Below are 12,494 nucleotides of genomic sequence, written 5' to 3'. Positions count from 1 at the left end.
TTCGATGGGTTAGCGCCGGTCGTGGTGGGGGCGTTTTCTAGCCCCCACCACTGGTTAGGCTAGCGTCCGGTAGCGACAGTCGGGCCGTACCAGTCCGGTGCCCAGTCCTGCTGGACAACGCCCCTAATCGCAGTTATGAGGTTATTCGGGTAGTTGTCGGAGTACGTTGTCTTGCCAGCGCCCTGCTTGTTGCTCAGCTGGATGTTGGTGGAACTCTTCTGTCGCTGGAAAAGTGCGTAAACCCACCAGCCGTCGGCCACGGTGTCCTTCACGGCTACCTGGCTGTTCTTTCCGTATGACCAAGCGTGCACACCGTTGGTTTTCGAGTCCACATCCTTCGCGAAGGCCGGCGACGCCGTCAACAGTGCGGCAGCCGCAATGGTGGCCGCACCGATCTTTGTGATCTTTTTACGGGTGGGCATGACTGTTGAATCCTCCCCTGGTTAAGCAGATGGCCAAAACTTGCCAAGGTTGTTGAAGCGCTAACAGGCATCATCTTGGCGGCCAAGCGGAACTCAACTACGAGTTATTGATCTCTGTCAATGCACATTGGCGATTTCGTCACTACACCGACAGGAGTCACCGTGCATGGTATGGCGAGGGGGTGCGATGAGGGTGCCTTTCGACCTTTTGAGGGCATTTTGGAGGCATGCCAGGGTGGCCGAATGTAAGGGGGGTGTTACACGGAGTGTCTTGGTGTGCTGCTGATGACTGCCCGTCGATGTCCTAGATCCGCCCCTTACGGGTCAGCTGCGTGAACGAGATCCAGCCCGGCAGCACCGGCAGCCAGAACGTCATCAGCCGGAACAGCAGTACCGAGGGCAACGCAATGTCCGGAGTGAGCCCGGCGAGCGACAGGGTGGCGGTCAGCGCGCCTTCGATGGCGGCCACACCGCCGGGGGTGGGTGCCGCGGAGCCCACCGCGTTGCCCGCGAGAAACACCACCGCGATGGCCGCGTAGCTGAGCTGTCCGCCCCCGCCGAACGCGCGGATCGACGCGTCCAGGCACAGCACGTTCGCCGCTGTGAGCAGCAGCGTGCCGCTGATGCCGACCGCCAGCTTCTTCGGGCGCTGGAGCACGTCCAGCATGCGTGGCACCACGCCCGCGAACAGTGACCGTACGCGGGTGGAGATGAACTTGCGCAGCGCCGGGACCGCGGTCACCACCAGCACCAGCACAGCAGCCGTCAACAGGCCCGCGATTACCGCGCGGGACGGGGACAGCGACGGGGTGCGCTCGGTGCCGGTCAGGTAGCCGAAGGTCAGCAGCAGCATGATGTGGCAGCCGAGGCCGAAAAGCTGGGACGCGCCAACGCTCGCCACCGCAAGGCCGGGCCGAATCCCCGAGCGCTGGAGGAAGCGGGTGTTGAGCGCCACGCCGCCGACCGCGGCCGGCGCGACCAGCTTGACGAAGTTGCCCGCCACCTGCGCGATCACCGTCCGCAGGAAGGACACCTTCTCCGGTACGAAGCCGAGCAGGCTCATCGCCGCCGCCGGGTAGGTCAGCGCCGAGAAGACCAGCGCCGCAACCACCCATACCCACTGGGCCTCGCCGACCACCTCGCCGAACTTGGCATGGGTGATCTGCGAGGCCAAGAAATACGCGGCGAAAACGCCGGCGATCCAGGTGACGAGGGTGCGGGGCCGGATCCGTTCCAGGCGGGCCGGCTCGACCGGTGCGGTCGGCCGGATCAGCAGCACCTGCTGGCGGATCTGCGAGAGCAGGTCCTCCTCGCGGGCCTCCTCCAGCGCCTCGTCGACCGCCCGCTTCTCGGCGTTCTTCTCGGCGCGCGCCACCTTGCGGTTGGTCGGCTGCTCCTGTGTGTGTGCGCCGCCGCGCCCGGCCGCTTCGGCAGCCTTGCGTTCCTTGGCGGCGCGCGACGCTTCCAGAACAGCCTCCCGCTCCCGCGCGGAGCGCTCGCGGGCCAGCTGGCGCAGGGTGGCCCGGGTGGTGCGGCTGAGGGCGATCGGCTGGAGCAGCGGCAGGCTGTCGGCGACCGCGTCCGGACCGAGGACATCGACGGCCGCGGCCACCGCCCGCTCGGCGCCCGCCCGCAGCGCGAAGGTGGTCAGCAGCTGCGCGATGTCCATCCGCAGGACCAGGTCGCCCGCCGCGATCTCACCGCCGCGCAGATCGGTCAGGAAGATCCTGCCGGAACGATCCACCAGAAGGGCGTCACCCACCAGGCGCCGGTGGGCGATGCGCCGCGACTGGAGCGCCGCCACCTGCCGCCAGGCGTTGCCCATCAGATCGTCGGTGATCTCCTCGTCCGGCAGCGAGTCCAGCGGCCGGCCGTCGATGTGCTCGTACACCAGCATCACGGCGTCCGGGCCCAGCTCGGAGGTGGCGATCAGCTTGGGCGCGTTGGCGCCGGCCGCGATGGCCGCGTACGCCAGCAGCGCCTCCTGTTCCAGCGCCTGGCGCAGCGACTGGAGGCTGCGGCGCTGGTTGATGCCGCGCAGCGACAGCCGGCGCCACACCCGGTAGAAGAAGCCCTGGGCCTGCCGTTCGCGGTCCACGACGGTGACGTCGATCGGCGGGCCGTCCTCCAGGGTGACGATGTAGCGGCGGCCGCGGTCGGCGTGCTCCGGGTGCTCGGCGGTGCCGATGTCCTCGGCACGCACCGCCCGGACAGGGCGGAAACCGACCCGGCGCAGGCCCGCGAGGAGGTTCTGGCCGGTGGGGCGCACATTGGGCGAGCCGACCGCGTACAGCGTCCCGAAAGCCACCGTCCAGCCGATGAGGATGGTGGTGACGATGGCGAACGGCGTCGTGTAGCGGCCCACGAGCACGGCGAACGCGTCGAGCAGCAGCACGCACCACATCGCCACCCGCCAGCGCGGGCGCCGCGACATCCCCACCGCGGTCATGTACGCGATGACCGGCGCCAGGTAACTGTGCACCGGCGGGGTCAGCCCGCCGTTGGCCAGTGGCTGGGTCAGCGCGACCTGGATGGACTGCGGGGCGGCCTCGGCGACCCACAGGTCGGTGGCGAGCGAGACGCCGTGCGCGAGGACCGCGGCCAGCACCCCGTCCGCGATCCGCAGCCCGTCCCGTTTGATCAGCCGTTCGACGGCGAAGGCCACCGGGACGATCAGTACGGCCACGCTGGACGCCAGCCCGGCGAAGTTGATCAGCAGGCGGGGTGCCAGCCCCGCGCCCTCGCCGATGTCGCGCTGGAGGCCCTGGGTCGTGCCGTGCGCGAAGGTCGCCAGCAGCAGCACCAGCGCGATGCCGACGATGCCGAGCAGCAGGCGCATCAGGTCGGACGGGCGGTGCACCCGGGCGGGCAGCAGCGGCTCGTCCCCGGAGACCTGGTCGACGTGGAACTCGCTGCCTACGTGGTCGGGGGGCGGGGCCGGTCGGTCGAGCCGGTCGGTTTTGCTGCTCTTGCTGCCGCCCTTGCCGCTTCTGGCGGCTTTCCCGGTCCTGTCGACTTTGCCAACTTTGTCGGGGGTGGCGGGGGTGGCGCCGGTGCCGGTGGCGCCGGTGCCGGTGGCACCGGTGACCTCACCCGTGTCGCCGCCCGGCCGGTCCGGGCCGGCCGTCCCGTCGGCGGTGCGTTCCTCTTCTGCCGTGCCCGCCGCTCCGGTGGAAGCGGACGCCGCCTCGGCCCGGCGGGGCCGTGTCGGCCCTGCCGGTCCGGCCGGCCCTTCCGGTTCCTCCGGACTCGCGGGCTCGTCGGCTCTTCCGGCCTTCTCGATCGTGCTCGCCTTTTCGGTCTCGGAAGCCTGTGACGGCTTCCCCCGTGGTTTTCCGTCCCCCGGGCGGGGGTGGCGGAGGACAGCGCCTCAGGGGTGCCGGCCTCCCGTGGAGGCACCGCACCCTGCTGTTCGGCCGTCTCTTTTTGATCTCGTATCACCAGTCACCGCCCGGAAGATGGTGGCATGGCCGGGAGGAGGCGGGGGGCATCAGGGTGCATTTCGAAGGGCCGGGAAACGGAACATACGCCGCCGCGACCGCCCGCGCACGCCGTCGGCGGGCCGCCGCGCGGACGGGGCGGGACTGTCGGTGGTGTGGTGCAGGATGGGCCGAATGAGTGGGACAGCGGGAGACATTCCCGAGTACGGCACCGGGGAGATCCCCGAGTACGCGGAACGGGTCCTCGGCGTGGCCGAGCTGATCCCGCCCGGCCGGGTGATGACGTACGGCGATGTCGCCGAGTGGCTCGCGGGGGAGGAGCCGCCCGGGGAGCCCGGGGACCCGGAGGAGGGGCCGTCCTCCGGTGGAGGGTCCGTGGGGGCCGGTGGCGGGCGGCGCGTGGGCGGGCCGCGACAGGTGGGCCGGGTGATGGCCCTGTACGGGGGCGCCGTGCCGTGGTGGCGCGTCGTGCGTGCGGACGGGCAGCTGCTGCCGGGCAGCGAGCTGCGCGCGTTGGCGCACTACCGGGAGGAGGGCACTCCGCTGCGGGAGGCGGCCAAGTCCGCCGAGGGCCAGGTCCCGCGCCTCGACATGCGGCGGGCTCGGTGGGACGGGGGCGATAGCGGGACGAATGGCTGAGGGAGCCGTGCGGTCGGGGCGGGAGCGCCCGTAGTACGTCCGTCCGGGGGGCGCGGGGCCGAGGCGTACGGGTCCGGCACGTGCTGATCCGGCTCGTGTAGATCCGGCGCGTGCTGATCCGGTCGTCATGGCCGGGCACCCCGGAGTCTGCGGCAAGGCGGGAGCGGCTGACGCGCGCGGCCTTTGCGGTGCGTGCGGTCCGCCTGGCAGACCTGCCGCATTAGCCCTGTTCGCCCTGTATGCCCCGTTTGATTCGTCCGGCAGACCTGCCACGTCCGGCCCGTCCGCATCGTCCGCCTCGTTCAGCTCGGCCATCCCGTACGCCGTATCCGTCACGGACGCACCCGTCCGGCGTACCGTCGTGGGACGGACTGCGGCTCGTGCGCCACCTGGCGTAGCGTCGGGCACGGCCCGTACCACCGCCCCGCCGCCCGGCGTCCGGCGCGGTGGCCGCACCGCCACGCCCCGCACCGCGGTGCGCACCACGACCAGCACCTCCTCCCAGGACCGGCGATCCACGTGAGTTCCTCCTTCTCGGCCTCGGCCATGCCGTCCGCGCCGCCGCGCCGGCGGCCGGCGCGGCGGGATGCCACCGGCGCGTACCGACTGGTGCGTACCCGGCCGGGACCGGCGGACCCTCCTGCTTTGGACGCACGTCAGCGCGCTGTGGTTGACCACGGCGGCGGGCCGCTGCTGGCCCTCGCCGGCCCGGGTACGGGCAAGACCACGACGCTCGTGGAGGCGGTCGCCCGGCGCGTCCAGGAGGGCGCCGACCCCGAGCGGCTGCTCGTGCTGACCTTCAGCCGCAAGGCCGCCGTCGAGCTGCGGGACCGGATCGCCGCGCGCCTGGGCAGCACCGCCGCTCCGCAGGCGACCACCTTCCACTCGTACTGCTACGCGCTCGTACGGGCCCATCAGGACGCCGACCTGTTCGCCGACCCGCTGCGGCTGCTGTCCGGGCCCGAGCAGGACCTCGTCGTGCGCGAGCTCCTCGAAGGACAGGCCGGGCTGGCGGCCGCCGGACGGGCCCGGGTGCGCTGGCCGGACGAACTGCGCGCCTGCCTGACGACGCGCGGCTTCGCGGACGAGGTCCGCGCGGTGCTCGCGCGCAGCCGGGAGCTGGGGCTGGGCCCGGACGCGCTCGCCGACTTCGCGCGGCGTACGGGGCGGCCCGACTGGGGCGCGGCGGCCGGGTTCCTCGCCGAGTACCTGGACGTGCTGGACGCCCAGGGCATGCTGGACTACGCCGAACTCGTGCACCGCGCGGTGCTGCTCGCGGAGCGCGATGAGGTCGCGGCGGAGCTGGCCGCGCGCTACGACGCGGTGTTCGTCGACGAGTACCAGGACACGGACGCCGCACAGGTACGGCTGCTGCGCGCGCTGGCCGGGGGCGGCCGTACGCTCGTCGCCTTCGGCGACCCGGACCAGTCGATCTACGCCTTCCGCGGCGCCGACGTCAACGGCATCCTCGACTTCCCGGCGATGTTCCCGCGTACGGACGGCACCCCGGCGCCGGTCGAGGTGCTCGGCACGTCCCGGCGCTCGGGCGCGGCCCTGCTGGCGGCCACCCGGCGGCTCACCGCCCGTATGCCGCTGACCCGCCTCCCGGCCCGGGCGGTACGGGCACACCGCGACCTGGCGGCGGTACGGGACGGTGGCCGCGTCGAGGTCTTCACGTACCCGACGCCGGGCGCCGAACTGGACAACATCGCGGACATTCTGCGGCGTGCGCACCTGGAGGACGGTGTGCCGTGGCGCGACATGGCCGTCCTCGTACGCGCCGGCGCCCGTTCCCTCCCCGGCGTGCGCCGGGCCCTGACCACGGCCGGCGTGCCCCTGGAGATCGACGGCGACGAGCTGCCGCTGCGGCAGGAGCAGGCGGTGGCGCCGCTGCTGACGGCCCTGCGGGTGGCGGCTTCGGCGGCTGCCGCGTCGGCTGCTGTGCCGGCGGCCTCGCCTGCTGATGGTGCGCCCGCCGAGGATGACTCCGTGGCTGACGTCCCCGTTGAAGACGCCTCGGTCGGGGACGTCGGGGACGTCCCGGCCAGTGACACCTCGGTCGACGAAACCTCGGCCGCCGACGCGGCCCACGGCCTCTCCGCCGAAACCGCCATAGACCTGCTGACCTCCCCCCTCGGCGGTCTCGACGCCGCCGACCTGCGCCGGCTCGGGCGGGCGCTGCGTGAGGAGGAGCGGGCCGCCGGGCACGAGGTACCGCGGCCCTCCGACGAACTGATCGCGCGGGCGCTCGCCGAACCGGAGCGCCTGGTCGCGCACGATCCGGCGTACGCGCGGGGCGCACGGCAGCTCGGCGAGCTGCTGCGCACCACCCGCGACCTGCTGGCCCGCGGCGGCACCGCCGAAGAGGCCCTGTGGACCCTGTGGGACGGCACCCCCACCTGGTCTCAGCGGCTGGAGCGGACCGCCCGGCGCGGCGGCGCGGCGGCCCGTAACGCCGACCGCGACCTGGACGCCGTCGTGGCGCTGTTCGAGACCGCCGCCCGGGCGGAGGCCCGTACCGGTGGCCGGGGCGCCCTGAACTTCCTGGAGGAGCTGGACGCCCAGGACATCGCCGCCGACACCCTGACCCGCCGGACCGTCCGGCCGGACGCGGTGCGCCTGATGACCGCGCACCGTTCCAAGGGGCTGGAGTGGCGGCTCGTCGTCGTGGCCGGCGTGCAGGAAGGGCTCTGGCCCGACCTGCGCCGGCGCGGCTCGCTCCTGGAGGCGGACCGGATCGGCCGCGACGGACTGGCCGAGCCGCTGCCCCCGGGTGCGCTGCTCACCGAGGAGCGCCGGCTGTTCTACGTGGCGGCGACCCGGGCCAGGGAGCGCCTGGTGGTCACCGCCGTCAAGGCCGCGTCCGACGACGGCGACCAGCCGTCCCGCTTCCTGACGGAGCTGGGCGTGGAGCCGCAGGACGTCACCGGGCGCCCTCGCCGTCCGCTGTCGGTCGCCGCGCTCGTCGCGGAGCTGCGGGCCACCACCGTCGACCCGGACGCCACTCCGGCGCTGCGGGAGGCCGCCGCGCGCCGGCTGGCGAAGCTGGCGGCGCTGCGCGACGACGACGGCCAGCCGCTGGTGCCGGCCGCCCACCCGGACCAGTGGTGGGGCCTGTACGAGCCGACGCACAGCGCCGTGCCGCTGCGCGACCGCGACCGTCCCGTGACGCTCTCCGGCAGCGCGCTGGACCAGCTCGCCAACACCTGCGCACTCCAGTGGTTCCTGGGTCGCGAGGTGAAGGCGGACCAGTCCGCGACCGCCGCCCAGGGCTTCGGCAACGTCGTCCACGTGCTCGCCGACGAGGTCGCCTCCGGCCGTACCCCCGCCGACCTGTCCGTCCTGATGGAGCGCCTGGACTCCGTATGGGACGCGCTCGCCTTCGACGCCCCCTGGAAGTCGCGGCAGGAGAAGGACAACGCGCGCGCCGCACTGGAGCGCTTCCTGCGCTGGCACGTGATGGAGCGCGGCACGCTGGGCCGCGAGACCGTCGCGACCGAGCACGGCTTCGACGTCACCCTCGAAGCGGGCGAGTACGCCGTCCGCATCCGGGGGAGCATGGACCGCGTCGAGCGGGACGCGGAGGGCCGGGCGTACGTCGTCGACTTCAAGACCGGCAAGCAGAAGCCCACCGGGCCGGAGGTCGCCCGGCACCCGCAGCTCGCCGTGTACCAGCTGGCGGTGCGCAGCGGCGCCGTGGACGCCGCCTTCGACGGGCAGCGGCCCGAGCCGGGCGGCGCGGAACTGGTCCACCTGCGGCTGGGCGCTCCCCAGAAGGAGGGCGGGGACGCGCTCCCCGCCGTCCAGGCACAAGGGCCCTTGAACGGGGACTGGGTGGGCGAGCTGCTGGCCACCGCCGCGGGCCGCGTCCTGGAGGAGCGCTTCACGCCCACCACGGGGCAGCACTGCACCCACTGCACGTTCCGCAGCGCCTGCTCGGCGCTGCCGGAGGGGCAGCACGTGGTGGACTGACGGCTCCCGCGCGCTCGCCCGCACCCCGCTCAGCAGGCGTTTGCCGCGATTGTCAGTGGGGGCGGATACGGTCTCGGATGTGTCAGCTCGCATCACCGACCCCGAGCAGCTCAAGGAGCTCCTCGGCATCCCGTTCACCCCGGAGCAGACGGCCTGCATCACCGCACCGCCCGCCCCGCAGGTCGTCGTGGCCGGCGCCGGTTCCGGCAAGACCACGGTCATGGCCGCGCGCGTGGTGTGGCTGGTCGGCACGGGCCAGGTCGCCCCGGAGCAGGTGCTCGGGCTGACGTTCACGAACAAGGCGGCGGGCGAGCTGGCGGAGCGCGTCCGCAAGGCCCTGGCGGCGGCCGGGGTGACGGAACCGGCCGATCCGTTCGGTGCGGCAGGTCCGGGGGGTGGCGGTGCGCGGCCCGGTGCCCCGGGGCCGGGCGGCCCGGCCGCCGCGGACGGCGTCCCCGGCGAGCCCCGGATCTCCACGTACCACTCCTTCGCCGGCCAGCTCCTCAAGGACCACGGCCTGCGCATCGGACTGGAGCCCAGCGCCCGCCTGCTCGCCGACGCCACCCGCTTCCAGCTCGCCGCCCGGGTGCTGCGCACCGCCCCCGGCCCGTACCCCGCCCTGACGAAGTCGCTGCCCGCCCTGGTGGAGGACCTGCTCGCGCTCGACGGCGAGCTGGCCGAGCACCTGGTGGAGCCGGACCGGCTGCGGGCGTACGACACCGAGCTGCTCACCGCCCTCGACCAGGTGAAACTGACCAACGCCGACCTGCGCAAGGTGCCCGAGACGGTCCGCGGCCGCTTGGAGCTGCTGGAGCTGGTCAGGACGTACCGCGCCGAGAAGCGGCGGCGCGAGCTGCTGGACTTCGGCGACCAGATCGCCCTGTCGGCGACTCTCGCGACCACCCGCCCCGAGGTGGGCGCGCTGCTCCGGGAGGAGTTCAAGGTCGTCCTCCTGGACGAGTACCAGGACACCTCCGTGGCGCAGCGGATCATGCTCGCCGGCCTGTTCGGCGGCGGTACGGGCCACGCGGTGACCGCCGTCGGCGACCCCTGCCAGGCCATCTACGGGTGGCGCGGCGCCTCCGTCGCCAACCTCGACGACTTCCCCGACCACTTCCCCTTCGAGGACGGCAGCCCGGCCGGCCGCTCCGCCCTCAGCCAGAACCGCCGCAGCGGCGGCCGGCTGCTCGACCTGGCCAACGGGCTCGCCGCACCGCTCCGCGCCATGCACGCGGGCGTCGAGGCGCTGCGTCCGGCGCCGGGCGCGGAGCGCGACGGCGTGGTGCGCTGCGCGCTGCTGCCCACCCACGCGGAGGAGATGATCTGGCTCGCCGGGAACATCGCCCACCTGGTGCGCACGGGCACTCCGCCCGGCGAGATCGCGGTGCTCTGCCGGACCGCCGGCGACTTCGCCCGTATCCAGGGCGAGCTGGTCGCGCGGGAGATCCCGGTGGAGGTCGTCGGCCTGTCCGGGCTGCTGCACCTGCCCGAGATCGCCGACCTGGTGGCGGTGTGCGAGGTCGTTCAGGACCCCACGGCCAACGCCGCCCTGGTACGGCTGCTGATCGGCCCGCGCTGGCAGATCGGCCCTCGTGACCTGGCTCTCCTGGGCCGCCGGGCGCGGCTCCTGGTCCACCGCGACGGCCAGTCCGAGGACCCCGAACGGCGGCTGGCCGAGGCCGTGGAGGGCGTCGACCCGGCCGAGACGATCTCGCTCGCCGACGCGCTCGACACCTTCCTGGAGTCGGACGGCCGCCCCGACGACGGCCTGCCGTTCTCCCCGGAGGCGCGCGTCCGCTTCGCCTATGTGGCACGCGAGCTGCGCGAGCTGCGCCGTTCCGCGGGCGATCCCCTGATGGACGTACTCCACCGCGTGCTCTCCGTCACCGGCCTGGAGGTCGAGCTGTCCGCGTCCCCCCGCGCGCTGGCCGCCCGCCGCCGGGAGACCCTGGGCACCTTCCTGGACATCGCCGCCGGCTTCGCCGCCAAGCAAGGCGGCGCCGCGCTGGACGGCGACGCGACACTCCTCGCCTTCCTGGGCTTCCTGCGCACGGCCGTCCAGCACGAGAAGGGCCTGGACAGCTCCCTCCCGGGCGGCGACAACACGGTCAAGGTGCTGACCGCCCACAAGTCCAAGGGCCTGGAGTGGGACGTGGTCGCCGTCCCCGGCCTGGTCGGCAAGCAGTTCCCCAGCGAGCAGGCCCGCGACTCCTGGCTCACCCAGCCCAAGGTGCTGCCGCACGCCCTGCGTGGCGACGCCGCGACACTGCCGGACGTGACCGACTGGAGCAGCCGTGGCCTGAAGTCCTTCAAGGAGGAGATGAAGGACCACCAGTCCGTCGAGGAACTCCGCCTCGGCTACGTGACCTTCACCCGCCCCCGTTCCCTGCTGCTCGGCTCCGGCCACTGGTGGGGCCCCGACCAGAAACGGCCCCGCGGCCCGTCCGCCTTCCTGGAAGCGCTGCGCGCCCACTGCGAGGCCGGTCACGGCGAGATCGAGGAGTGGGCCGACGCTCCCGAGGAGGGCGCGGAGAACCCGTCGCTGAAGGAGGTGGAGACCGAACGGGAATGGCCGCTGCCGCTGGACGCGGTGGCGAAGGAACGCCGGCGCGCGGCCGCCGCGACGGTCCGGGCGTATCTGGACGGGATGCCGGGGGGCGGCGCGGGCACCGGCGCAGGAACAGGCACAGGCGTAGGTGCAGACGCAGACGCAGGCACGAGCGCCGGTGCCGCGCTGCCGCACGCCGCCGCTGTCGGAGCTTCGGAGGCCGCGGCCACTCACGACGCCCCGCATCCGGCAGCGGGGGGCACCGCGTCCGTACCCGGCCGGTATGAGGACGATCCGTATGCGGACGTTCCGTATGACGGCGATCCGTACGCGGACGTTCCGTACGGAGGCGACCCGTACGCGGACGTTCCGTACAAGGGTGACCCGTACGAGGGCGACCCGTACGAAGACGTGCACGCCGCCGACGACGTGTTCGCCGCCGAAGACGCCCAGAAGCCCGGCGTCGATTCCGGCCCCGGCGCCGAGCACGACCTCGCCGACTGGGACGCCTGGAGCCCGGAGCGGCCCGCGCACCCGGAGGACGACGACCGGCCGGACGGAGTCGCGGGCGGCGCCGTGCGTGCCGGAGACAGGCTCGCCCGCGTACCGAACCAAGCGCACGCCCCCGAAGCCACCCCCGAAACCGCTCCGGAACCCGCCCCCACCCCCCTCCTCCCCGAGGAGCGCCGGACCGTCGCCTCCTGGGACCGCGACCTCGACGCGCTCGCCGACGAACTGCGGCGGTCCCGTGCGACCGTGCGCGACGTGCCCCTGCCGTCCTCGCTCAGCGCCTCGCAGCTGCTGTGGCTGGCTTCCGACCCGGACGGCTTCACCCGGGAGCTGGCGCGTCCCATGCCGCACCCGCCCCGGCCCGCCGCCCGCCGCGGCACGCGCTTCCACGCCTGGGTGGAGTCACGCTTCGAGGAACTGACCCTGCCCCTGCTCGGCCCCGACGAACTGCCGGGCGGCGCCTACGGGCACGAAGCCCGCGCACAGGAAGCGGCCGGCGCAGCGGACCCGATCAGGGACGAGGACGACCTGGCGGCCCTCAAGGACGCCTTCGCCCGCACCCCGTACGCCCGGCGCACCCCGTACCGCATCGAGGTCCCGGTGCAGGTCACCCTCGCAGGCCGGGTGATCCGGGGCCGTATCGACGCCGTCTACCGCAACCGCGGCCCCCAGGGGGACACGTACGAGATCATCGACTGGAAGACCCACCACGCGCAGACCGCCGATCCGCTGCAGCTGGCCCTCTACCGGGTGGCCTGGGCCGAGCAGCACGGCCTGCCGCTGTCCGCGGTCGACGCCGCGTTCCTGTACGTGCGCAGCGGTGAGACGGTCCGGCCGCAGCGGCTGCCCGACCGCGCCGGACTGGAGCGCATCCTGCTCGGCGAACCCGCACGGACCACCGGCGAGCAGGACGTGGAGGCGGCCGCGGAGGAGGACGCGGCGGGAGGCGGGCAGAGGTGACAA

Annotated in this window: 5 protein-coding genes; 3 read left to right on the top strand and 2 right to left on the bottom strand. The window is 73.4% G+C overall.

The window, feature by feature from the left end; translation table 11 throughout:
• Window positions 1-59: 59 nt before the first annotated feature.
• Together OEIGOIKO_RS14315 and OEIGOIKO_RS14310 are read right to left on the bottom strand one after the other, a co-directional pair.
• Complete coding sequence (locus OEIGOIKO_RS14315) at window positions 60-422, bottom strand: hypothetical protein (protein WP_125054372.1); 363 nt, start codon at window positions 420-422, stop codon at window positions 60-62.
• 304 nt (window positions 423-726) lie between these two features.
• On the bottom strand, window positions 727-3,261 hold the full coding sequence (locus OEIGOIKO_RS14310; RefSeq protein ID WP_125058688.1) for a lysylphosphatidylglycerol synthase transmembrane domain-containing protein: 2,535 nt from the start codon (window positions 3,259-3,261) through the stop codon (window positions 727-729).
• Between the two features lie 775 nt (window positions 3,262-4,036).
• On the opposite strand from OEIGOIKO_RS14310, the gene OEIGOIKO_RS14305 reads away from it, so the two are divergent.
• The 3 genes from OEIGOIKO_RS14305 (at window position 4,037) to OEIGOIKO_RS14295 (ending at window position 12,491) form a co-directional block, all read left to right on the top strand.
• The gene (locus tag OEIGOIKO_RS14305; protein ID WP_371858918.1) at window positions 4,037-4,501 is read left to right on the top strand and encodes an MGMT family protein; all 465 of its coding nucleotides are present in this window, start codon (window positions 4,037-4,039) and stop codon (window positions 4,499-4,501) included.
• 546 nt (window positions 4,502-5,047) lie between these two features.
• Window positions 5,048-8,473, top strand: coding sequence for an ATP-dependent helicase (locus OEIGOIKO_RS14300; RefSeq protein WP_125058687.1), 3,426 nt, complete (start codon window positions 5,048-5,050; stop codon window positions 8,471-8,473).
• A gap of 79 nt (window positions 8,474-8,552) precedes the next feature.
• Window positions 8,553-12,491 carry an ATP-dependent DNA helicase gene (locus OEIGOIKO_RS14295; protein WP_246177337.1) on the top strand — a complete coding sequence of 1,313 codons (3,939 nt, stop codon included), beginning with the start codon at window positions 8,553-8,555 and terminating at the stop codon, window positions 12,489-12,491.
• The last annotated feature ends 3 nt before the right edge of the window (window positions 12,492-12,494 follow it).

The sequence above is a fragment of the Streptomyces paromomycinus genome (assembly GCF_003865155.1).
GTDB lineage: Bacteria > Actinomycetota > Actinomycetes > Streptomycetales > Streptomycetaceae > Streptomyces > Streptomyces chrestomyceticus.
This window is presented reverse-complemented; position numbering and strand designations above follow the sequence as displayed.